At 66.1% G+C, this 22531-nt stretch carries 24 protein-coding genes and 2 tRNA genes; 9 read left to right on the top strand and 17 right to left on the bottom strand.

Annotated elements, in window-relative coordinates; all coding sequences use genetic code 11:
- Positions 1–59 precede the first annotated feature (59 nt).
- The 5 genes from clpX to ACZY08_RS26330 all read right to left on the bottom strand — a co-directional run bounded on the left by clpX (position 60) and on the right by ACZY08_RS26330 (position 4655).
- Entirely contained in the window at positions 60–1340 is a 1281-nt protein-coding gene (gene clpX / locus ACZY08_RS26350) for an ATP-dependent Clp protease ATP-binding subunit ClpX (RefSeq protein ID WP_463747558.1), read from the bottom strand.
- 407 nt (positions 1341–1747) lie between these two features.
- Complete coding sequence (clpP2, locus tag ACZY08_RS26345; protein WP_166905455.1) at positions 1748–2392, bottom strand: ATP-dependent CLP protease proteolytic subunit ClpP2; 645 nt, start codon at positions 2390–2392, stop codon at positions 1748–1750.
- Positions 2389–2991 carry an ATP-dependent Clp protease proteolytic subunit gene (locus tag ACZY08_RS26340; protein ID WP_029109764.1) on the bottom strand — a complete coding sequence of 201 codons (603 nt, stop codon included), beginning with the start codon at positions 2989–2991 and terminating at the stop codon, positions 2389–2391. Before ACZY08_RS26340 ends, clpP2 begins: the two co-directional genes overlap by 4 nt.
- Before the next feature lie 121 nt (positions 2992–3112).
- Positions 3113–4540 (bottom strand): trigger factor, encoded by a 1428-nt coding sequence (tig, locus tag ACZY08_RS26335; RefSeq protein ID WP_463747557.1) that lies wholly within the window; start codon positions 4538–4540, stop codon positions 3113–3115.
- Positions 4541–4581: 41 nt separating this feature from the next.
- A tRNA-Pro gene (locus tag ACZY08_RS26330) sits at positions 4582–4655 on the bottom strand.
- A gap of 123 nt (positions 4656–4778) precedes the next feature.
- Here ACZY08_RS26330 and ACZY08_RS26325 point away from each other — a divergent pair.
- A tRNA-Gly gene (locus ACZY08_RS26325) sits at positions 4779–4852 on the top strand.
- A 46-nt stretch (positions 4853–4898) separates the two neighbouring features.
- Here ACZY08_RS26325 and ACZY08_RS26320 read toward each other — a convergent pair.
- Together ACZY08_RS26320 and ACZY08_RS26315 are read right to left on the bottom strand one after the other, a co-directional pair.
- The gene (locus tag ACZY08_RS26320; protein ID WP_463747556.1) at positions 4899–5432 is read right to left on the bottom strand and encodes an MBOE_33420 family protein; all 534 of its coding nucleotides are present in this window, start codon (positions 5430–5432) and stop codon (positions 4899–4901) included.
- Positions 5425–5571 (bottom strand): hypothetical protein, encoded by a 147-nt coding sequence (locus ACZY08_RS26315; protein ID WP_088304406.1) that lies wholly within the window; start codon positions 5569–5571, stop codon positions 5425–5427. The genes ACZY08_RS26320 and ACZY08_RS26315 overlap by 8 nt, the downstream gene beginning before the upstream one ends.
- Positions 5572–5809: 238 nt before the next feature.
- On the opposite strand from ACZY08_RS26315, the gene ACZY08_RS26310 reads away from it, so the two are divergent.
- The 3 genes from ACZY08_RS26310 to ACZY08_RS26300 all read left to right on the top strand — a co-directional run bounded on the left by ACZY08_RS26310 (position 5810) and on the right by ACZY08_RS26300 (position 8581).
- Complete coding sequence (locus ACZY08_RS26310) at positions 5810–6091, top strand: GlsB/YeaQ/YmgE family stress response membrane protein (protein ID WP_039380771.1); 282 nt, start codon at positions 5810–5812, stop codon at positions 6089–6091.
- 429 nt (positions 6092–6520) lie between these two features.
- A complete protein-coding gene (locus tag ACZY08_RS26305; RefSeq protein ID WP_463747555.1) occupies positions 6521–7702 on the top strand; it encodes a serine hydrolase domain-containing protein in 1182 nt (393 codons plus the stop codon).
- 51 nt (positions 7703–7753) lie between these two features.
- On the top strand, positions 7754–8581 hold the full coding sequence (locus ACZY08_RS26300) for a DUF1542 domain-containing protein (protein WP_463747554.1): 828 nt from the start codon (positions 7754–7756) through the stop codon (positions 8579–8581).
- 25 nt (positions 8582–8606) lie between these two features.
- Here the strand turns inward: ACZY08_RS26300 and ACZY08_RS26295 are convergent, their stop codons facing one another.
- The 7 genes from ACZY08_RS26295 to ACZY08_RS26265 all read right to left on the bottom strand — a co-directional run bounded on the left by ACZY08_RS26295 (position 8607) and on the right by ACZY08_RS26265 (position 15147).
- Positions 8607–10292, bottom strand: coding sequence for a cation:proton antiporter (locus tag ACZY08_RS26295; protein ID WP_463747553.1), 1686 nt, complete (start codon positions 10290–10292; stop codon positions 8607–8609).
- A 37-nt stretch (positions 10293–10329) separates the two neighbouring features.
- The gene (locus ACZY08_RS26290; RefSeq protein ID WP_463747552.1) at positions 10330–11124 is read right to left on the bottom strand and encodes an Fpg/Nei family DNA glycosylase; all 795 of its coding nucleotides are present in this window, start codon (positions 11122–11124) and stop codon (positions 10330–10332) included.
- Between the two features lie 3 nt (positions 11125–11127).
- Positions 11128–11607 carry a ribose-5-phosphate isomerase gene (locus tag ACZY08_RS26285; RefSeq protein ID WP_463747551.1) on the bottom strand — a complete coding sequence of 160 codons (480 nt, stop codon included), beginning with the start codon at positions 11605–11607 and terminating at the stop codon, positions 11128–11130.
- Between the two features lie 37 nt (positions 11608–11644).
- Complete coding sequence (locus ACZY08_RS26280) at positions 11645–12604, bottom strand: isopenicillin N synthase family dioxygenase (RefSeq protein WP_463747550.1); 960 nt, start codon at positions 12602–12604, stop codon at positions 11645–11647.
- On the bottom strand, positions 12601–13041 hold the full coding sequence (locus ACZY08_RS26275) for a nucleoside deaminase (RefSeq protein WP_055115642.1): 441 nt from the start codon (positions 13039–13041) through the stop codon (positions 12601–12603). Before ACZY08_RS26275 ends, ACZY08_RS26280 begins: the two co-directional genes overlap by 4 nt.
- A complete protein-coding gene (locus ACZY08_RS26270; protein WP_463747549.1) occupies positions 13038–14435 on the bottom strand; it encodes a purine-cytosine permease family protein in 1398 nt (465 codons plus the stop codon). The genes ACZY08_RS26275 and ACZY08_RS26270 overlap by 4 nt, the downstream gene beginning before the upstream one ends.
- A 67-nt stretch (positions 14436–14502) precedes the next feature.
- On the bottom strand, positions 14503–15147 hold the full coding sequence (locus ACZY08_RS26265; protein ID WP_463747548.1) for a mycothiol-dependent nitroreductase Rv2466c family protein: 645 nt from the start codon (positions 15145–15147) through the stop codon (positions 14503–14505).
- A gap of 281 nt (positions 15148–15428) precedes the next feature.
- Here ACZY08_RS26265 and ACZY08_RS26260 point away from each other — a divergent pair, with 281 nt between their 5' ends.
- The 3 genes from ACZY08_RS26260 (at position 15429) to ACZY08_RS26250 (ending at position 18897) form a co-directional block, all read left to right on the top strand.
- A complete protein-coding gene (locus tag ACZY08_RS26260; protein ID WP_463747547.1) occupies positions 15429–15833 on the top strand; it encodes a DUF732 domain-containing protein in 405 nt (134 codons plus the stop codon).
- Between the two features lie 38 nt (positions 15834–15871).
- A complete protein-coding gene (gene pepN / locus ACZY08_RS26255) occupies positions 15872–18463 on the top strand; it encodes an aminopeptidase N (RefSeq protein ID WP_463747546.1) in 2592 nt (863 codons plus the stop codon).
- A gap of 92 nt (positions 18464–18555) precedes the next feature.
- On the top strand, positions 18556–18897 hold the full coding sequence (locus ACZY08_RS26250; RefSeq protein WP_463747545.1) for an HNH endonuclease: 342 nt from the start codon (positions 18556–18558) through the stop codon (positions 18895–18897).
- Between the two features lie 77 nt (positions 18898–18974).
- Here the strand turns inward: ACZY08_RS26250 and ACZY08_RS26245 are convergent, their stop codons facing one another.
- The 3 genes from ACZY08_RS26245 to ACZY08_RS26235 are packed head-to-tail and all read right to left on the bottom strand — an operon-like array spanning position 18975 to position 20369.
- On the bottom strand, positions 18975–19445 hold the full coding sequence (locus tag ACZY08_RS26245) for a DUF5130 domain-containing protein (RefSeq protein WP_463747544.1): 471 nt from the start codon (positions 19443–19445) through the stop codon (positions 18975–18977).
- Positions 19432–19665: an aa3-type cytochrome oxidase subunit CtaJ gene (gene ctaJ / locus ACZY08_RS26240; protein ID WP_463747543.1), complete on the bottom strand. Its 234-nt coding sequence runs from the start codon at positions 19663–19665 to the stop codon at positions 19432–19434. Before ctaJ ends, ACZY08_RS26245 begins: the two co-directional genes overlap by 14 nt.
- Positions 19666–19724: 59 nt before the next feature.
- Entirely contained in the window at positions 19725–20369 is a 645-nt protein-coding gene (locus ACZY08_RS26235) for an HNH endonuclease (protein WP_463747542.1), read from the bottom strand.
- A gap of 162 nt (positions 20370–20531) precedes the next feature.
- Here ACZY08_RS26235 and ACZY08_RS26230 point away from each other — a divergent pair, with 162 nt between their 5' ends.
- Both ACZY08_RS26230 and ACZY08_RS26225 read left to right on the top strand, forming a co-directional pair.
- A complete protein-coding gene (locus tag ACZY08_RS26230) occupies positions 20532–20918 on the top strand; it encodes a globin (RefSeq protein WP_196808296.1) in 387 nt (128 codons plus the stop codon).
- 1 nt (position 20919) lies between these two features.
- A complete protein-coding gene (locus tag ACZY08_RS26225; protein WP_463747541.1) occupies positions 20920–22488 on the top strand; it encodes a glycoside hydrolase family 13 protein in 1569 nt (522 codons plus the stop codon).
- Positions 22489–22531 lie beyond the last annotated feature (43 nt).

The following is a 22531-nucleotide window of genomic DNA, read 5'->3' as shown; positions in this document are numbered from 1 at the left end:
CACAAAACTGCCCCTTTTCGAGTGAAAAGGGGCAGTTTTGCGTCTGTTCGCGAGAGGACTCAGGCGGTCTTGTCGCGGCGCTCCGAACGCGGCGGCTTACGCGGCACGATGGTCGGCAGCACGTTGTCCTCGACGGTCTCCTTGGTGACGACCACCTTGGCGACGTCGTCGCGGCTGGGGATGTCGTACATCACCGGCAGCAGGACTTCCTCCATGATGGCGCGCAACCCGCGAGCTCCGGTGCCACGGTGGATGGCCTGATCGGCGATGGACTCGAGTGCATCCTCGGTGAATTCCAGCTCCACGCCGTCCATCTCGAACAGCCGGACGTACTGCTTCACCAGAGCGTTCTTCGGCTCGGAGAGGATCTTGACCAAGGACTCCTTGTCCAGGTTGGTCACCGACGCCACGACCGGCAGGCGCCCGATGAACTCCGGGATCAGACCGAACTTGATCAGATCCTCGGGCATCACCTCGGCGAAGTGATCCTGGGTGTCGATCTCGGCCTTGGACCGCACCTCGGCGCCGAAGCCCAGTCCGCGCTTGCCGACCCGGTCCGAGACGATCTTCTCCAGGCCCGCGAATGCGCCCGCCACGATGAACAGCACGTTCGTGGTGTCGATCTGGATGAATTCCTGGTGTGGGTGCTTGCGGCCACCCTGCGGCGGGACCGACGCCTGGGTGCCTTCCAGGATCTTCAGCAGCGCCTGCTGCACGCCCTCACCGGAAACATCACGAGTGATCGACGGGTTCTCGCTCTTGCGGGCGATCTTGTCGACCTCGTCGATGTAGATGATGCCGGTTTCGGCGCGCTTGACGTCGTAGTCGGCGGCCTGAATCAGCTTGAGCAGAATGTTCTCGACGTCCTCGCCCACATAGCCGGCCTCGGTCAGCGCCGTCGCATCCGCTATTGCAAACGGGACATTCAGCATCTTGGCCAGCGTCTGGGCCAGGTAGGTCTTGCCGCAGCCGGTGGGGCCCAGCATCAGGATGTTGGACTTGGTCAGCTCAACCGGTTCGGACCGGGAATCGCGGGCCTTCTCCTGAGCCTGGATGCGCTTGTAATGGTTGTAGACCGCCACGGCCAGCGTCCGCTTCGCGGTGTCCTGCCCGATGACATAGCCCTCGAGGAAATCCCGGATCTCCGCGGGTTTGGGCAGCTCGTCGAGCTTGACGTCGTCAGCGTCGGCGAGTTCCTCCTCGATGATCTCGTTGCACAGATCGATGCACTCATCGCAGATGTACACGCCGGGACCAGCAATGAGCTTCTTGACTTGCTTTTGGCTCTTGCCGCAGAACGAGCACTTCAGCAGGTCACCGCCGTCTCCGATGCGCGCCATATGGGGAGGTCCTACTTCCTGTTCGCAGGTCGGTCGTTACGCCACTTGCTCGGTTACCTCGGGCGTAAACCCGACGCTACCCGTTCGTTCCGTCGCGGTGCGACCGATAAGGCCGAATCGCTCCGGTGGTATTTGTTCACGTGCAGGAGAACATATCTCTCCTGGCGGCTTGTCACCTGTCGGCGCGCTGACCGTGTCCTTGGCGTGTCGTTGGGCAACGCGGACGAATAGCCGTGACACGTGGTCCGTACGCGGCATTTACCGTGGTCGACGATACCGACGCCGTCCAAGGCCCGGCGCGCATGCAGGTCAGCGGGATTTCCAGGTCGTCCCTCGACGACGCACGCCCCGCACCGGGAGTGACCGGGCAGGGCGTGTGTCATCGGGCTGGAACCGCCGTCGTGCCGCTAGGCCTGAGCGGACAGCTTGCGGTACTCGAGGACCGTGTCGATGATCCCGTATTCCTTGGCCTGCTCCGCGGTGAGGATCTTGTCCCGGTCGGTGTCCTTGCGGACCTGCTCCGGATCCTTTCCGGTGTGGCGGGCCAGCGTGGTCTCCATCAGGGTGCGCATCCGCTCGATCTCGGCGGCCTGGATCTCCAGATCGGAGAACTGGCCCTGGATCACGCCGCCCAGCGAAGGCTGATGGATCAACACCCGGGCGTTGGGCAGGGCCAGACGCTTACCGGGCGTACCGGCCGCCAGAAGCACCGCGGCGGCCGAGGCGGCCTGCCCGAGGCACACGGTCTGGATGTCGGCGCGCACGTACTGCATGGTGTCGTAGATCGCCATCAACGAGGTGAACGAGCCACCGGGCGAGTTGATGTACATGGTGATGTCACGGTCGGGATCCAGCGACTCCAGCACGAGCAGCTGGGCCATGATGTCGTTGGCCGACGCGTCGTCCACCTGCACGCCGAGGAAGATGATGCGTTCCTCGAACAGCTTGTTGTACGGGTTGGATTCCTTGACGCCGAAGCTGCTGTGCTCGATGAACGACGGCAGGATGTAGCGGGCCTGCGGCTGAAGCCGGGGATCAGTATGGTCGGTCATTTGTCTAGTCCTGCTCCCGGTCCGGTGCCGTTGACGTTGGCGCTGGTGATGATGTGGTCGACGAACCCATACTCCAGGGCTTCGGGCGCAGTGAACCAGCGGTCGCGGTCGGAGTCGGCCTCGATGCGCTCCATCGTCTGTCCGGTGAACTCGGCGTTGAGCCGGAACATTTCCTTCTTGATGACCGCAAACTGCTCGGCCTGGATCGCGATGTCCGCGGCGCTACCGGTGACACCACCCAATGGCTGATGCATCAGGATCCGGGCGTGCGGCAGGGCGTAACGCTTGCCCTTGGTGCCGGCGGCCAGCAGGAATTCACCCATCGAAGCCGCCATGCCCATCGCGTAGGTGGCGATGTCGCACGGCGCCAGGACCATCGTGTCGTAGATGGCCATGCCGGCGCTGATCGAGCCGCCGGGCGAGTTGATGTACAGGTGGATGTCCTTGGTGGGATCCTCCGCCGACAGCAACAGGATCTGCGCGCACAGCTTGTTGGCGATGTCGTCGTCCACTTGCGACCCCAGGAAGATGATCCGCTCGGCAAGCAAGCGCTCATAGACGGAGTCGACGAGGCTGAACCCGCTCCCGTTCGAACGCATGTCAGTCACGACTGGATACCTGCTTTCTTCTACGTCTTCGGTAAACGCATTGGCACTACGACGACACTAACGAAACTGCGGCCCCACGCACTCCCGTACGGGGGCGCGTTCGCTCACAGCGTCACTCGGCGGCGTCGGTGGCCTTTTCGTCGGCGGCCTTTTCGTCGGACTCCTCGGCAGACGCGTCATCGGCAGGCGCGTCGTCGGCACCCTCGCCCTGCGCCGCCTCAGCCGGTCCGAAGAACTCCGTCGTATCGATCACGGTGCCGTCGGTGTCGGTGACGGTGGCGGCGTGCACGACAGCGGCGATCGTCAACCCGCGGCGCACGTCGGCGAACATGGCCGGCAGCTGGTTGTTCTGCTGCAGGATCTGGATCAGCTGCTGGGGCTCGATGCCGTACTGACGCGACATCAGCACCAGACGCTCGGTGAGATCGTTCTGGCCGACCTGGATGTCGAGCTTGTCGGCGACGGCATCCATCAACAGCTGCGTCTTGACGGCCTTCTCGGCATTCGACTTGTTGTCGGCGTCGAATTCCTCACGGCTGCTGCCCTGTTCGGTCAGCTGCTCGGCGAACTTGTCTTCGTCGTGCTCGAGACCGTGGATCGCGTTGTGCAGGGCGTCGTCGATCTGGGCCTGAACGATCTTCTCCGGCAACGGAACCTCGGTCTGCTCCAGCAGCGTCTCGATGGCCTTGTCGCGGATCTGCTCGGCCTGCTGCACGCTCTTGACCCGGCGAACCTGGTCGGTGAGGCTCTCCTTGAGCTCGCCGATGGTGTCGAATTCGCTTGCCAGCTGGGCGAAGTCGTCGTCGGCCTCGGGCAGCTCGCGCTCCTTGACCGACTTCACGGTCACCGTCACCTCGGCGTCCTTGCCGGCAAACTCACCGGCGGCCAGCTTCGTGGTGAAGACCTTGGACTCGCCGGCCTTCAGACCGGTGATCGCATCGTCGAGGCCCTCGATCAGCTGACCGGAACCGACCTCGTGCGACAGGCCTTCGGTGGCGGCCTCGGGCACCTCGGTGCCGTCGACGGTGGCCGACAGGTCGATCGAGACGAAATCGCCTTCGGCGGCACCGCGGTCGACGCCGGTCAGGGTGCCGAAGCGGGCACGCAGCGACTGCAGCTCGGCGTCGACGGCCTCATCGTCGACCTCGATCGGATCGACGGTGATCTTGAGTGAGTCGAACTCGGGCAGGGTGATCTCGGGACGCACGTCGACCTCGGCGGTGAACGCCAGCTCCTGGCCGTCCTCCAGCTTGGTCACCTCGATCTCGGGCTGACCCAGCGGCTTGACGTCGGAGGCCGTGACGGCCTCGCTGTAGCGGCTCGGCAGCGCGTCGTTGACGACCTGCTCCAGCACCGCACCGCGACCGACACGGGCTTCCAACAACTTGCGCGGGGCCTTGCCCGGACGGAAACCGGGCAGGCGGACCTGCTGGGCCAGCGCCTTGAAAGCGCGGTCGAAATCGGGCTCAAGCTCGGTGAAGGGCACCTCCACGTTGATGCGAACCCGGGTGGGGCTCAACTGCTCGACTGTGCTCTTCACTCTTCCTGCTCCTAGATAGTTCTTTCGCACTGGCGGGTGAGTCGGGGTGACAGGATTTGAACCTGCGGCCTTCCGCTCCCAAAGCGGATGCGCTACCAAGCTGCGCTACACCCCGTGGTGGTCGATCCGCTGCGGCAAAACCCACGAACGGACCACGCGAGATACTACGTGCTCACGGCACGGAGCATTCAATTGGCTTTGATCGGGGGCACACCGGTACAGTGCTGATGCTGCACATGCGGGCGTAGCTCAATGGTAGAGCCCTAGTCTTCCAAACTAGCTACGCGGGTTCGATTCCCGTCGCCCGCTCCACATGAACCGCCCCGCTGGGGCGGTTTTTTGTTTGCCTACCCCCGAATCACTGCGCCGGCCCAGGTGGTGGATCTATGGGAATCAGCGTTATCGGCAGCCAGTGGGTGCCTGGTCCCTCACCTGGGCACCCGACCCCTTCGGTGACCAGGGTGCGCTCTCCGAAGAAGCTGCCGTCGGCGTTCGGGATCCAGTAATCCGAGCGCCGGGCCTGCACTGCGCTGCTCGGGTCACTGCGATCGCAGAAGTAGGGATACTCGCCGCTCGTATCCCAACGTCCGCCGTTCCATCGGTACTCATATGCCACGGGAGCGCCTGGGTTGCGAGCGTGATCGCCCGTGTTGTCCATGCGCGCAACGCATCCATCCGCGGCACAGCTGGTGGTGAATTCGACAGGCACCGTAATCGGATTCATCGGTGTCGGCATTCCGTTGAACGTCTGCTTCGAGAAGTCGATGTACAGGTTGTAGTGCCCGTACAGCGGCGGCGGTTCGACTCGATCCGCATGAGCGACCGGAGACCCGATCGATACGGTCCCCGCAGCGAACGCACCGACGAGGGCGCTTCTCACGGCACTAGTCATCTTTGTCGTCATCACGGTGCGCAGCCTCGATCACTTCGGGTGGCACGGGCTTGGCGAGCCAGGCACGAATCCGCAACAACCCACCGGCAACGGCTCCGATGGCGAACACCGCGGCAAGCACCCAGAGCGCAACGGACACGAGGCCGATTATCGCGCGGTCATAGCGGTCTAAGTGCGGTTTCGAGCCCGGCAATCGGCCATCGCGGACATGTCGGCGCTGCTCGCTCATGCGGCCGGGCCGGGGAGCGATTTACCGACGAGTAGGCGGCTGCTGGGTATCGACTACATCTCGGCGCGGGCGGACAGGCCAAATTCGGAGGAGAGTGGTGTACATCACACCGACGAAAAGGAAGTCGGCTTGAACGAAAGGCAGCGAGATGATCGGAGCAATTATCAGCGCAATCGTCGTCGGCGCGATTATCGGCGTTCTTGCGCGACTCATCATGCCCGGTAGGCAGAACTTGAGCACACTCATGACTGTCCTGCTCGGGATCGCCGGTGCCCTGCTCGGCTCCTGGATCACTTCCGCATTCGGATACAGCAACGCGAACGGCGGGTTCCAGATCATCCCGTTCGTCGTTGGCGTCGTGGTGGCGATCGTGCTGATCGCGGTCTACACCGGCCTTTCGGGCCGACGCGGCACGCCCGTCGGTCACTAGGCAGGGAACCTGAGCTCCGCCGATCGTGTCCCTCGGTCGGCGGAGCCGCCTTTGCGTCATGGTCATCGGGCGCGGGACAAGTTCACCCCGGCCTGGCCCGCCGATTTCTACCGGATGGTCGTTGCCAGGTCGGCGGCACGACCCTGAGGTAGGAAACGACGCGCGCCCGGCCATAGGCACGACCCTGGCACAGAAAACGGTGGCCAAAGCACTCAGAGCGGCGTCTGATCGACAACTGCAGGACACTCCCGATCATCACGGCCCCGTCTCGAATGGTTTTCGATCCGTACTTCGGGGGTGCTTCGCGGTTGCGGCCCACCTACCGTGAGTAACGGGTGGGTTTGACTGACCGATCTTGAAGATGACATGGCCGCGCGCTGAGCAGGTTCTCGCACCGCTGCCGTAAAGCCCCACCTGTGCAGGAGTCGCATGCCCGTACTGACCGCCATCGCAGGCACGTGCGCACCGGAATTCGCCCGAGTGCGCGACGCCTTCGCGGACAACTTCGCCCACCACAATGAGGTCGGCGCCGCTGTCGCGGTCTGGGTCGAGGGCGATCTGGTGGTCAACCTATGGGGTGGATCGGCCGACGCGGCAGGCACCCGACCGTGGCAGCAGGACACCCTGGCCAGCGTGTACTCCGGTTCCAAGGGCCTGGCAAGCACGTGCATCCATCTGTTGGCCGATCGCGGTGAGATCGACCTGGATGCGCCGGTGGCCCGATATTGGCCCGAGTTCGGCCAGGCCGGAAAGCAGAACATCACCATTGCGATGGTGCTCGGTCACCGCTCTGGTGTGATCGGCCCGCGCGAGCCGATGGGCTGGCAGCAGGTGACCGACTGGGACGCGGTATGCACCCGGATCGCCGCCGCAACACCGTGGTGGCCGCCCGGCAGCGCCCAGGGCTACCAGGTCGTGACGTTCGGCTTCATCCTCGGCGAGGTGGTGCGCCGGGTCACCGGCCGCACCATCGGCCAGTATCTGCGCACCGAGATCGCCGAACCGCTGGGCGCGGACATCCACATCGGCCTGCCCGCCTGGGACCATCACCGGTGCGCGGAGATGGTGAACAAACCCTCCGTGCGCAGCCTGCTGGCCGACAACCACGTCAACCAACCGCCGGCCTCCCTCGACGACCATCCGATGGCCGGCTGGGCGGTATCGATGGACTTCGTGCCCGATGACGAGTTGGGTGTGCAGGCCCTGGACGCCTGGCGCGCGGCAGAGTTTCCGAGCACCAACGGGCACGTCTCGGCACTCGGCATGGCTACCTTCTACAACGCGCTGGCCCAGGAGAAGCTGCTCACGCGCGAGCACATGGAGCGGTGCCGGGTCTCCCAGGGCGGATTCGACGTCGACGTGGTGCTGGGCGCGCGGGTGGCCGATCACGGCTGGGGCTTGGGCTACATGCTCAACCAGCGCGGTGTGTCCGGGCCGAACACCGGCATCTTCGGCCACGGCGGGTCGGGTGGCTCGTTCGCCTTCGTCGATCTGGAGCACCGAATCGGCTACGCGTACGTGATGAACTATTTCGACGCCACCAAGTGCAATGCCGATCCGCGCACGGTCGCGCTGTCCAACGAGGTGTACTCCGCTCTCGGCGTAATTTGAGTTCGCTTCGAGAACCCGGAAGCGCCGTTTCCCGTCGGTACGCTGGACGCCATGAACAGCGTTTTGCTGGTACTCATCGTCCTGGTCATCGCCGCGATCGCCTTCGCTGTGTACAGCTCGTCGCAGGCCAACGGCCGCCGATCCGCGGAGTCGCTGGCCGACGCCAAGGCTGACGCGCGCCGGCTGATCGAGCGTCTCGGCGGGCAGGTGCTCAACCTCACCGGCTCAGACGATGCGTCCAAGCAGGCGCTGGCCGACGCCTCCGAGCGCTACACCGCGGCGTCCTCACAGATCGATCAGGCCACCACGGCCAAGCAGGCCGCGCTGGCCAAGGAGAGCGCCATCGAGGGGCTCTATTACGTGCGCGCGGCCCGCACCGCGATGGGCATGGATCCGGGTCCCGAGTTGGAGTCGCTGAGCGGCCAGCGCTCGGCCGGCGAGGTCACCGAAGACCGTCGGATCGCCTTCGAGGGCCGCGAGATCGAGGCCTCCCCCACCCCGTCGCAGCGCACGCCGAACTACTACCCCGGCGGACGGGTGGCCGGTCGCCCGGTGCCCGCCGGCTGGTACTCCGAACCGTGGTGGAAGCCGGCCCTGGTGGCCGGCGCCTGGGGTCTGGGCTCGGTACTGCTGTTCGACGCGATGTTCTCGGGCATGCACGGAGTCGGCTACGGCGCACAGGGTTTCGAAAGCGGTTACGGCGACGGCTATTCCGACGGTCTCGCCGCGGGCCAGGACGCCGGTGGCTTCGACGGTGGCGACACCGGCGGTGCCGACGGCGGCGGTGACTGGGGCGGCACGGATGCCAGCGGCTGGGATGGCGGCGGCTTCGACGGTGGTGGCTTCGGCGACTTCGGTGGTGATTTCGGGGGCTTCTGACCCCTGCCGAGCAGACGCTCGGGCTTTAGAGGCGGCTCTCCAGACGCGACGACACACCGGCCTCCTGCAGATCCAGACGCTCCAGCATGGCGCGTACCGCCTCGTCTTCGATCCGGCCTTCGTCACGCTCGGCGATGAGTGCCCCGCGTTGGGCCGCAAGCACATTGCGGTAGAGGCCCGAGAACACCGCAGCCCGTTTGGTGAGCGCCTCGGGATCGGGCATTTCGTCGGCGTCCTGTGAATGCCGGGCGATCACCGCGCGAATCTCGGTCACCACACGAGGATCCAAGCCGTCGGGAGGATCTGCCTCGAACGCGTCGAGAACCTCGTCGGCCGCATCGTGCACCACTCGCTCGGCCTTGAGTTCTTCTTCGCGGTCGGCGGCGTGGTCGTCGCAGAACCGGGACAGATTCAGCCGGCGGATCAGCAGCGGCAGGGTCCAGCCCTGGATCAGCAGGGTGCCCACGCTCACCACGAAGGCGATGGCCTGGATGGTGGCGCGTTCCGGGAACGGTTCGCCGGTAGCGGTGGTGGCCGGGATCGCGGCGGCCGCTGCCAATGTCACCACTCCGCGCATCCCTGTCCAGGACACGACGAGATTCTCTCGCCAACTCAACGAGCGACGGTCGATCAGAGTGCGCCAGTGCGCCTTGGGCTTTCGTCTGCGCCGGCTGAGCACACCTCCGGCGCCGTCGGGAACCGGCGCGGTGAACTTGCTCTCCACGTGCCGGGACAGCTTGTTGCGGCCGAACATCAGGAACACCGACAGCGGGCGGATGAACAGCACGATCACCAACACGATCGCCGAGGCGATGGCGACTTCGGCCAGCGACTCGTGGGCTTCGTTCAGATGTTCCAGTACGAAGCGCAGATGCAGTCCGATGTAGGCGAACACGAATGCCTCAAGCAGAACGTCCAACGAGTTCCATACGTACCGTTCCTGCAGCCGCGTCTGGTATCCCGCACCCATCGCGCCGTTGCCGACCACGAAACCGGCGACCACCACTGCCAGCACGCCCGAGGCGTGCACCTCCTCGGCGGTGATGAACGCCGCGAACGGGACCACCAGTCCCTGCACCGTCTCCAGGCCCGGGTTGTCCAGGTGCTTGCGAATCCACAGCGTCACATAACCCAGCAGCGCCCCGACCAGTGGACCGATGGTGGCGCTGTAGCCGAACAGCAGGAGGGGGTTCTCGATGAAGGTGTGGCTACCCGCCACCTGTGCCACCGCGATGGAGAACAGCGTCAGCGCGGCCGCGTCGTTGATCAGGCTCTCGCCGGTGAGGATCGCCATCACCCGTTTGGGCAGCCCGAGCTTGCGGCCCACCGCGACGGCGGTGACCGCGTCGGGCGGTGCGACGATCGCGCCCAGCACCAGGGCCAGCCCGAAGGTCAACGGCACGAGCACCAGCCACGACGACACCGCTGCCACCGCGAAAGCCGTCACCACGACCAGGCCTACGCCAAGTCCCAGGATCGGACGGATGTTGCGGAAGAACGTCGGGAAGGAGAAGTTCAGCGCCGCCGAGTACAGCAGCGGCGGCAGCACCACCGTCAACAGAATGTGCGAATCGAGTTCAGGCGGTTCGAACCCGGGAAGGAACGAGACCGCGCTACCGATCACCACGATGATCAGGGCGGGTTCCATCCCGCGTCGATGTGCGATTGCTGTGACGAGAATGGCTCCGACGACGACGAGGATCAATTCCACTCCGAGATTGTCCCGTGTCCACGCCGAGGCCGCGCACTCACACCTGGCAGGTCGGGCACCAGAACAGGTTGCGTGCCTCCAATTCGGCGGTGCGCACAGGGGTTCCACACACCCGGCAGGCTTCCCCCGCGCGCCGATACACGTAGGTGCGGGGCCGGCCGGGACCGTAGGCCGGCGCCCCGTGATCGTGCTCGGGGCGGACGACGACGATCTTGCCCCGACGTACGCCGACCTTCATCAGCTCGACGAGATCGGTCCACATGTCGCTGAATTCGGTCTGCCCCAGGTGGGTGCCGGGCCGGTAGGGATCGATGTGGTGACGGAACAGCAGCTCGCTGCGGTATACGTTGCCGACGCCGGCGATCACCGACTGGTCCATCAGCAGCGCGCCGATTGTTCTACGCGACTTGCTGATTCGCGCCCAGGCCAACGCGGGGTCGGCATCCTTGCGCAGTGGGTCGGGACCGAGACGGCCTACCACGTCGGCGATCTCGGGCTCGGCGATCACCTCACACACGGTCGGCCCGCGCAGGTCGGTGCCGTAACCGGTACCCACGATCCGCATCCGCACCTGACCGACCGGCAACCCCAGCGGGACGGGAGCTTCGGTGAACGTCCCGTACAGGCCGAGGTGAATGTGCACCACCCGGCCACCGTCGTAGTGGTGGAACAGGTGTTTGCCCCAGGCGTCGGCCTGTTTGAACACCTGGCCGTTGACCGCGGCCGCACCGTCGGCGAACCGCCCCTGCGGGCTGGACACCACCACTGGTGCCCGGCCGAACCGCTTCTGGTGCAGCCGGGCCAGCCGGTGCAGGGTGTGCCCTTCGGGCATGGGTCAGGCAGGCGCGCCGGGAACCGGCGGGGCTACGTGGTCCTTCTCGTACTCGGCGAGGATGTCGATGCGGCGCTGGTGCCGCTCGGCCTCCGACCACGGCGTCGACAGGAACGCGTCGACGATGGCCAGTGCCTCCTCCTCGGTGTGCATGCGTCCGCCCAGGCCCATCAGCTGCGCGTTGTTGTGCTCGCGGGCCAGCTTGGCGGTCTCGACGCTCCAGGTCAGGGCACAGCGGGCGCCGGGCACTTTGTTCGCGGCGATCTGCTCACCGTTGCCCGAACCGCCCAACACGATGCCGAGGCTGTCCGGGTCCGCGACTGTCTTGACCGCCGCGTCGATGCAGAACGCCGGGTAGTCGTCATCGGCGTCGTAGGCGTAGGCACCGCAGTCGATCGGCTCGTGGCCGGTCTTCTTGAGGTGCTCGATGATGGTCTGCTTGAACTCGAATCCGGCGTGGTCGGCACCGATGTAGACGCGCATGCCGGTCATTCTCTCAGACGACGCGACCCGCCCCGAGCTACCCGATGGTGATGGCGTCGAGGCGTTCCTTGATGAACGCCGATGACGTCACCGGTTCCAAGCCCGCGACCTTGCCGATGGGTGGCTCCAGCGGGGTGACGAGTGCGTCGTGGTTGGCCTCGTAGAAGTAGATCAACGAGACCAGGTCTTCTTCGGGGGCGTGCGGCTGCGGCGGCAGCACGCGGTGCCGGCCCGAGGGCCAACGCCGGCCGCTCCAGTACTCCAGCAGGTCGCCGATGTTGACCGTGAGAGATCCTGGTTCCCACGGCGCGTCCTCCCAGCCCTCCTGCTCCGAGTAGACCTGCAACCCGCCCGCACCCGGCTCGCGGTCCAGGACCGTCACGGTGCCGAAGTCGGTGTGCGGACCGATGCGGAACTGGCCCGCCTCCGGCTCACCCACCACGCTGACCGGCGGATAGTGATTGATGTTCATGGTCCACGTCGGCCGGTCTGCCAGCGCGACAAAGGGATTGACCGCCAGTCCGAGGGCGTGGGCGAACAGCGCCAGCAGGTCGTCAGAGACCTTCCGCATGGCGGCGGTGTACTCGTCCACCAACGACTGCAGCGCGGGAACCTCGGCCGGCCACACGTTGGGGGCGAACCAGATGCGGTCGACGTCGACGTCGCCGGTCGCGGTCTCGGCGCCCAGGCTGTAGCTCTCCTTGAGATCAGGTGGGGTCTCGGTGCCCTCGGCGTAGCCATTGGCCTCGGCTCCCGGCCCGATCCAGCCGTGACCGCCGACCGGCACCGAGTAGCGCTCCTTGACCTCGTGGGACAGCGCGAAGAACTCCCGACTGGCCGCGCGGACCTTGACCGCCAGGTCGGTGTCGACACCGTGGCCGGTGACGACGATGAACCCAGCACGCTGCAGCCCGGCGTCGACCTCGGCGGCGACCGCGTCGGCCGCGGCCCCACCGGCGTACCAGCGGGACATGTCCACAGTTGCGATGGCGCTCATTCGCCGATGTCCTCCGCCCACAGATCCGGCCGCTCGGCGATGAAGTCCTCCATCATTGCCACGCAGCGTTCGTCGTCGAGCAGGGTAACCGCCACTCCGTGCTCGGCCAGCCAGTCATGACCACCGGTGAAGGTTCGGCTCTCCCCGATCACCAAGGCGCCGATGTTGAACTGACGCACCAGCCCGCTGCAGTACCAGCACGGCGAGAGCGTCGTCACCATGATCGTCGACCGGTAGCCGCGCTGACGCCCGGCAGCCCGGAAGGCGTCGGTCTCGGCGTGGATCGACGGGTCGTCGTTTTGCACCCGCCGGTTGTGCCCGGCACCCAGTAGGGTGCCGTCCGAACCGAACAGTGCGGCGCCGATCGGAATACCGCCTTCGGCCAACCCTTTTCGCGCTTCCTCGACGGCGACGTCGAGCATCTGTTCCGGGGTCATGCCGGCACCTTTCGTTCCGCGGTCAGCTTGGATCGGCACAACACCAGGTAGCCGGCACCGGCAATGAGGAACCCGACGAAGAACGTGATGTCGCCCAACTGCGGCAACTCACGCGCGATGTAGCCGACGAACTTCGTCTGGTTGCCGAACAGCGTCACCGACACCACGAGGCCGAGCAGGAACGACGCCAGGCCGGGCCAGTTGGTATAGGACCGGTCGTAGAGGAACTGCGCGACGGGTGCGTCGCCGCGGAGATATTCGTCGGCGAACACCACGCCGAGCCACGGCCCGATCCAGTACGCGATGATCAGCAGGAAGGCCTCGTAACTCGCCGCGGCGTCGGCCAGCGCCCACCGGGCGATGAGGAATCCGACGACCCCGAAGAACGCGGTCGCCAGTGCCCTTGCGATGTGGTGCGGCAGCTTGATCCCGATGGTCACGAAAGCCATTGCGCCCGAATAGATGTTGATTGCGTTGGCGGCGACGGCCCCGATCGCGATCGCGAGCAGGGTCAGGCTCGCCAGCCACGGGGCCAGCTCCGAAGTGAATGCAGTGGTGGGATTGTCCGAGACCGCCGGGCCGATGGTCACCGAGGCCGCACCCACCGTCTGCAACAGCATGCAGGACACGAACAGCCCTGCGGCAGCGAAGAATCCGGTGCGCGGGCCGGCCGCTGACCGCGGCAGGTACCGAGTGTAGTCAGCCGCGTACGGCGCCCAGCCCGCGACGTAGCCGAACGCGGTACCCACGGTGAGCAGAAAACCACCCATACCGCCGACACCGCCGGTGACCGCCGGAGCGCCCAGATCAGCCTTGCTCAGGATCACCACCGAGGTGATCGCGAAGATCACCGCGAGGACCGGGAACGCCCACCGCTCGAAAGCCTGCACCAGGTTGTGCCCGAATACCGCCAGCGTGGTCTGCACCACGACGACGAACACCAGGGCCAGCACCGGTGCGACACCGAACAGGGTGGAGAGCGCGAACGCGCCGCTGACGCTGTTGGTGGCGAACCAGCCGATGCCGGCGGTCACCGTCATCAACAGTGAGGGCACGGCGTTGCCCTTGAAGCCGAACGCCAGCCGGCCCAACACCATCTGCGGCACTCCGTGCAGTGGCCCGCGCTTGGACAGGAAGTAATGCGCGAGCGCGCCGAGACCGGTACCGAGCGCCAGGCCTGCCACCGCCTGCCAGAAGGTCATTCCGTAGACGGAGACCGCCAGCACGCCCAGGAAGATCGTGGCGAATTCCAGGTTGGGCGAGGTCCAGGTCCAGAACAACTGGCTGGGCTTGCCGTGCCGGTCGGCCTCGGCGATGTGCTCGTTACCTCCCGGCTCGACAGCGGCGATCCTGTCGCGGTAGGAACCGTCGGTACTGGGCTCGGCCGCTGTCATCCGTACACCGTGGCGTGAGCCGCGGTGTTACGCAACCGGAATCGCGATTTTGGCCGGGGTTCACCCCTCAGTCGAACTGCGGAGCCTCCGTGCGGGAGCGCTTGAGCTCCCAGAAATGCGGGTACGACGCGAATATCACCGACGCGTCCCAGAGCTTGCCGGCCTCTTCGCCACGAGGGATCTTCGAGAGCACCGGACCGAAGAACGCAACGCCGTTGACGTGGATGGTCGGGGTGCCCACATCGTCACCGACGGCGTCCATACCGGCGTGGTGGCTCTTGCGCAGGGCCTCGTCGTACTTGTCGGTGGTGGCCGCCTCGGCCAGTTCGGCGGGCAGGCCGACCTCGTCGAGGGCCTGCGCGATGACGGTGTCGAGGTCCTTGTTGTCCTGGTTGTGAATCCGGAAGCCCATCGCGGTGTAGAGCGGACCGAGTATCTCCGGGCCCTTGAGCTGCTCGGCGGCGATGGCGACCCGGACCGGGCCCCACGCCTTCTTCATCAATTCCTGATAGTTCTCGGGCAGATCGCGGCCCTCGTTGAGCACGGCGAGGCTCATGACGTGGAACTGGACGTCGACATCACGGACCTTCTCGACTTCGAGGATCCAGCGCGAGGTGATCCAGCACCATGGGCACAGCGGGTCGAACCAGAAGCCGGCCACGTCCTTTTGGTCTGCGGCCTTCTGATCGTTGGGTTGATCCTTGGGAGCCATCTACGCGTTCCTCTCGACGTGGTTCAGGGCACAGGTGCGTTCAGCACAACTGTGCACCCCTGTCGACATGTTCCCGACGCGAGTAACTATCCGGGTACCTTTTGCGACAACAATGATGGCTGGCATGTCGACATGCATGCTGAAGTCACGGCAGCAGCACAGGAAACGCATAGTGCGCGAACCTTTACCGAAACGTGGTGTTCCTGTGACCCTGGTAAACCACTGTTGCCCAAGTAAGCAGAGCGACGTAAGGGTTCTGCGTGATAGCTGAGGAGCTTAATATGGCCGCTCGTGCCCTCCTGTCGACCGCAGGTGCAGTCGCCGCCGTCCTCGCGTTTGCAGCGCCTGCGCAAGCCGATCCCGTCCCGGCCCCGGCCGACCCGAACGACAGCTCGTTCCTGAACGCGCTGAACAACGCCGGAGTGGGCTACGGAGACCCCAACACCGCCGTCCAGATGGGCCAGGACGTGTGTCCGATGCTGGTCGAGCCGGGCAAGGACTTCGCCTCGGTGGCCTCCGAGATGCGCGGCGACGGCGGCATGTCCCCCCAGATGGCGTCGTTCTTCACCGGCATCGCCATCCAGATGTACTGCCCGCAGATGATGTCCTCGATCAGCGACGGTTCGATCCTGAACAACCTGGGTGCACTGAACGGACTCGCCGGGATCGCCGGCTTCCCCCAGTAGGCCGAGTCCGGCAGACGTCCAGCCACTAAGTTGGACGGGTGGCACTTCCCAATCTCACCCGCGAACAGGCCATCGAGCGCGCCGCTCTGGTCACCGTCGACAACTACCGCGTCATCCTCGACCTCACCGACGGCAACGGCAACCCCGGCGAACGCACCTTCCGGTCCACCACGACTGTGACGTTCGACGCCCTCGCCGGCGCCGACACCTTCATCGACCTGGCGGCCGATACCGTCCGCAGCGCGACGCTCAACGGTGTCGCACTGGACGTATCCGGCTATGACGAATCCGCCGGCATCGCGCTGACCGGCCTGGCCGAACACAACACCCTGGTGGTCGATGCCGACTGCCTGTACTCCAACACCGGCGAGGGCCTGCACCGCTTCGTCGACCCGGTCGACAACGAGGTGTACCTCTACTCGCAGTTCGAGACCGCCGACGCCAAGCGAATGTTCGCCTGCTTCGACCAGCCCGACCTCAAGGCCACCTTCGACGTCCAGGTCACCGCACCCTCGCACTGGCAGGTGATCTCCAACGGAGCCACCACCACCGCCGAGCCCAACGGCTCGGGCACCGTGCACACCTTCGCCACCACCCCGAAGATGAGCACCTACCTCGCGGCACTGATCGCCGGGCCGTACGCGGTGTGGCGCGACTCGTACTCCGATTCCCACGGCGAGATCCCACTGGGCATCTTCTGCCGGGCCTCACTGGCCGAGTTCATGGACGCCGAGCGGCTTTTCACCGAGACCAAGCAGGGTTTTGGCTTCTACCACAAGAACTTCGGCACGCCGTACGCCTTCGGCAAGTACGACCAGCTGTTCGTGCCCGAGTTCAACGCGGGCGCCATGGAGAACGCCGGCGCGGTGACGTTCCTGGAGGACTACGTTTTCCGGTCCAAGGTGACCCGGGCATCCTACGAGCGCCGCGCCGAGACCGTGCTACACGAGATGGCCCACATGTGGTTCGGCGACCTGGTCACCATGCAGTGGTGGGATGACCTGTGGCTCAACGAGTCCTTCGCCACGTTCGCATCGGTCCTGTGCCAGGCCGAGGCCACCGAATACGACACCGCGTGGACTACTTTCGCCAATGTGGAGAAGTCCTGGGCATACCGCCAGGATCAGCTCCCCTCGACCCATCCGGTCGCCGCCGACATCCCGGACCTGGCCGCCGTGGAGGTCAACTTCGACGGCATCACCTACGCCAAGGGCGCCTCGGTGCTCAAGCAGCTGGTGGCCTACGTCGGGCTCGAAGAGTTCCTCTCCGGGCTGCGGGACTACTTCCGCGACCACGCCTTCGCCAACGCCACCTTCGGCGATCTGCTGGGCGCGCTGGAGAAGTCCTCCGGGCGCAACCTGTCGGGCTGGGGCCAACAATGGCTCAAGACAACGGGTTTGAACACGCTGCGGGCTGATTTCGACGTGGATGATTCGGGTGCGTTCACCAGGTTCGCCATCGCGCAGTCGGGTGCGGCGCCCGGCGCCGGGGAGACCCGGGTGCACCGCCTGGCCGTCGGTATCTACGACGACGACCCGGCCGGCTCCGGCAAGCTCGTCCGGGTGCACCGCGAGGAGCTCGACGTCGAAGGTCCGGTAACGGACGTTCCTGCCCTGGTCGGTGTTTCGCGCGGGAAGTTGATCCTGGTCAACGATGACGACCTGACCTACTGCTCGCTGCGGCTGGACCCGGCCTCGCTGTCGACCGTGCTGTCTCGGATCGCCGACATCGCCGATCCGCTCCCCCGGACGCTGGCCTGGTCGGCGGCCTGGGAAATGACGCGCGAGGCCGAGATGAAGGCTCGCGACTTCGTCGCCCTGGTGATGAGCGGCATCCATGCCGAATCCGAGGTCGGTGTCGCGCAGCGGCTGCTGATGCAGGCCCAGACCGCGCTCGGTTCCTACGCCGATCCCGCCTGGGCCACCGAGATCGGCTGGCCGGCATTCGGCGATGCGCTGCTCGATCGCGCGCGCGCGTCCGCCCCCGGTTCGGATCACCAGCTCGCCTTCGTGAACGCGCTGTGCACCTCGGTGCTGGCGCCGAACCACGTCGCCGTGCTGTCGACGCTGCTCGACAACGAACCGGCCGAGGTGAACATGCCAGGCCTGGTGATCGACACCGACCTGCGCTGGCGGATCGTCACCGCACTCGCCCGCAATGGACAGGTCGACGCCGACGGACCCGAGACGCCGTTCATCGACGCCGAGGCCGAGGCCGACCCGACCGCGGCCGGCAAGCGTCACGCCGCAGCGGCGTCGGCGGCCCGCCCACAGGACGAGGTGAAGTCCGCGGCGTGGGAACAGGTCATCGAGGACGACACCATGGCCAACATCACCACGCGCGCGATCGTCGGTGGTTTCGTGCAGCCCGGTCAAGCCGAGTTGTTGGCTCCGTTCACCACTCGCTACTTCGCCGCGATCTCCGGGGTGTGGGAGCGGCGGTCCAGCGAGGTGGCGCAGACCGTGGTGATCGGGCTGTACCCGTCGTGGGACATCAGCCGTAACGGGCTCGACGCGGCGGACGCTTTCCTGTCCGATCCGGAGGTGCCGCCTGCGCTGCGCCGCCTGGTGATCGAGGGGCGTGCCGGCGTGGAGCGTTCCCTGCGCGCCCGCGCCTTCGACGCCGGGTAGGCCGCCGTTGCACCGCGAGCGTGCGGGTCTGCGTCCCGACACGCCGTGCCAGAGCCGCATTCTGCGCACGCTCGCGGTCATACGCTGTGCCCATGGCGGTCAGTCGAACCCGCGCGGCACGGGCTGCCCGCAAGCGCAAGCGGCGAATGGACCTCGTGGTCCACGACCTCACCGATGAGCAGTGGGACGCCATCAAGGCGGCATGGGGTGGGTGCGCTTACTGCGGAGGCAGCGGCGGCCCGTTTCAGAAGGACTGCGTGATGGCGATCTCGCGCGGCGGGCGCTACACCGTGGACAACGTGGTGCCCGCGTGCGCATCGTGCAATGCCAGCAAGTGCAACTTCGAGGTCAGCACCTGGATGCGGCGCAAGCGGCTCGACGAGCGCGAGTTCCTGACCCGCTTCGTCGAGATCCGCCAGGAACTGACGGGTTAGCAGACCGCGAAACGCAGCGAGCGTGCGTGCTTGTCAGCAGACAAACACGCACGCTCGCTGTGCGTAGATAGAGCGGATCAGGCGGGGGCAACGCCGGCCGACAGCACGCGCACCGCGCTGATCAGACCGTCGATCAAGTTGCCTTCCTTGAAGGAAGCAGCAGCAGCCGAGACGCCCAGCGGGGCAGCCTCTTCGATACCACGGCCCTTGACGGCGGCGCCGTAGACCACCTCGATCGCGTGCTGGTCGGGTGAGACCGCGAGCAGTACCGCATTGTCGGGGGTCGGCACCTTGGCCAGGATCTCGCGTGCCGCGGCGGCGGTGTCCGCGCCGAGGTCGCCGATGTAGATCGCGAACCGGGCCTTCGCCGCGCGCGAGCCGTACTTCAGCGCGTCGTCGAGGACGACCAGATCCATGGTCGGGAACGGGTAGTGCACTGACAGCTCACCGGGCTCGGTGACTCCCGAGATCCGACCGCTGTAGGTCAGGGCATAGCCGTAGGGCAGGTCCAGGTCCTGCGTGGCAGTCGCCAGTTCACCACTTGCCACTTGCGCCGCCTCCGATCGTCACGCCGTGTGAATCATGCCCGCCGTGCCCGTGATCCTGCGGCTCCTCGGCAGCCCACAGAATGGGCTCGTGGGTCCACGGCTCGGACATCTTGTAGGTAGTCGGGTGCGGTCCCCTGCGGGTCAAGAAGATCAACGCCAGGACCACGAACAACAACAGCGGAACCCCTCCGAGGAGGGAATGGGTAAGTGCTGTGCTCACGGGCAAACCGTATCAGCCCCGATGTGCCGGCGCGTCGAGAGTGCCCAGCGAGTCGGGCATCATGCCGCACCCTCGCCGAGATAGCGCACCCACGCCGGGTCGAGCTCCTTGATCGTCGACAGCAACCGCCAGTGCTCACCCTTCGGCGGCATCGGCACGCACCGCAGCGACCAGCCCAGTTCGGTCAACAATCGGTCGGCCTTGCGGTGGTTGCACGGTCCGCACGCCGCCACACAGTTCTCCCACGAATGCTCGCCGCCGCGGCTGCGCGGGATCACGTGGTCGACCGTGTCGGCACGCCCGCCGCAGTACGCGCAGCGGAAGCGGTCGCGGTGCATGAGGGCCGCACGGGTCATCGGGATGCGGGCCCGGTACGGCACCCGCACGAATGTGCGCAGCCGGATCACCGAGGGCACCACGATGGTGCGGGTGGCCGAGTGGATGAGGGGTCCCGACGGGTCGTCATGCACGACGTCGGCTTTTCCGCACATCACCATGATCACCGCGCGACGCAGCGGAAGTGCGGTCAGCGGTTCATAGGTGGAGTTGAGCAGCAGGACGCGGCGGCGCCCCCACAGGGACGCGTCGGGAGCGTTGGTGGGAAGTATCTCGACGCTGTGTAGAGGGCGATTGGGCACATGGGGTCCCGAGGGGCCGGGAATGTGGCCGGTCCGTCGTATATGGCCTTTTTTGCTGTGCGCCATGGAGCCTCCGAGGAGACAGTCCACCACGGATCCCGGCAATACGCACGAAAATTCTTCGGGTGTTCGCAGGTCAGTCCAATGAACATGGGGTGACCAGACCGCCGTGACCGGCCCCGACGTCCGCTGGGGCCACAATGGACCACAATGAGTGACGTGACGCAGGTGCAACGATCTTTCTACGACGAAGTCGGGGGCCACGAGACGTTCGCAGCGATCGTGTCGCGTTTCTACCAACTGGTGCGCGAGGACGAGATCCTGCTCCCGCTGTATCCGGAGGACGACATCGACGGCGCCGAGGAACGGCTGCGGATGTTCCTTGAGCAGTACTGGGGTGGGCCCAGGACGTACTCCGACCAGCGCGGCCACCCCCGGTTGCGGATGCGGCACGCCCCGTTCCGGATCGGGTATCTCGAGCGTGACGCCTGGTTGCGCTGCATGCACACCGCGGTGGCCTCGATCGACTCGGCGACTCTGGACGAGCCCCACCGGCAGGCGTTGCTGGATTATCTGAACATGGCCGCGGACTCGATGGTGAACTCGGCGTTCTGACATGCGCCGGTGGTGGGCGGACGCGGTTTTCTACCAGGTCTATCCCCGCTCGTTCCGGGACAGCAACGGCGATGGGGTCGGTGACCTCGACGGGGTGAGCGCCGGGCTGGACTATCTTTCCGCGCTCGGCGTCGATGCCCTGTGGCTCAACCCGGTGATGGTGTCGCCGATGGCCGACCATGGTTACGACGTCGCCGACCCGCGCGACATCGACCCGCTGTTCGGCGGCATCGACGCCCTGGACCGCCTTCTCGACGCCGCTCATGCCCGCGGCATCCGCGTCACCATGGACCTGGTGCCCAACCACACCAGTTCGGCGCACCCGTGGTTCGTCGAGGCTGTGGCCGATCCGCGGCGACGCGACCGCTACATCTTCCGCGACGGCCGTGGCCCGCACGGTGACACGCCACCCAACAACTGGGTATCGGTGTTCGGCGGACCGGCCTGGACTCGCGTCACCGAACCCGACGGCAGGCCGGGCCAGTGGTATCTGCACCTGTTCGACCCCGCCCAGCCCGACCTGAACTGGAACCATCCCGCGGTGTTCGAGGATCTGGAGAAGACGCTGCGGTTCTGGCTCGATCGCGGGGTCGACGGTTTCCGCATCGACGTCGCGCACGGCATGGCCAAACCAGCCGAGCTGCCCGACATGGCGGTCACCGACACCGCGCTGCTGCGCAGCAGCGACGACGACCCGCGGTTCGACAACGACAGCGTCCACGACATCCACCGCTTCATCCGGACCGTGTTCGACGACTATCCCGACGCGGTGGCCGTCGGCGAGGTGTGGGTGCACGGCAATGAACGCTTCGCGAAGTACCTGCGTCCCGACGAGCTACACCTCGGCTTCAACTTCCGTCTGGTACAAGCTGATTTCGACGCCGGCGAGGTCCACGACGCGATCGACAACGCGATGGCCGCTGCCGAGCTGGCCGGGGCGACGCCGACCTGGACGCTGTCCAATCACGACGTGGAACGCGAGGTCACCCGCTACGGCGGCGGCCCCCGGGGGCTGGCGCGAGCGCGGGCGATGGCCTTGGTGATGCTGGCACTACCGGGCGCGGTATTCGTCTACAACGGCGAGGAACTCGGGCTGGCAAGCGTCGATCTGCCCGACGACGTGCTCCAGGATCCGGTGTGGGAGCGGTCGGGCCACACCGAACGCGGACGCGACGGGTGCCGGGTGCCGATGCCGTGGGCAGGCGATGCCCCGCCGTTCGGGTTCTCCACCAGTTCCGACACCTGGCTGCCGATGCCGGCCGAGTGGGCATCGCTGACGGTGCAGCGTCAGCAGGCCGACCCGACCTCCACTCTGGCGTTCTATCGGCGGGCTATCCAATTACGCTCCACCCGTGCCGAATTCGCCGGCGATCGGATCGAGCTGGACACCGCCGACGAGGTTCTGACGTTGCGGCGTGAAGGCGGTCTGGTGTGTGTCCTCAACACCGGTCTCGAGCCGGTGCCGCTGCCGCCCGGCCAGGTTCTGCTGAGCAGTGGTGAGCCGACCGAGTCTCTCCTGCCCGCCGATACCGCCGCCTGGGTGGTCCCGACGCCCCGCGAGCACACATAAAACTGCCATTCTCAGGGCGAAATGGGCAGTTTATGTCTGCTCG

This window comes from Mycobacterium sp. IDUB_9, assembly GCF_055419505.1.
This window is presented reverse-complemented; position numbering and strand designations above follow the sequence as displayed.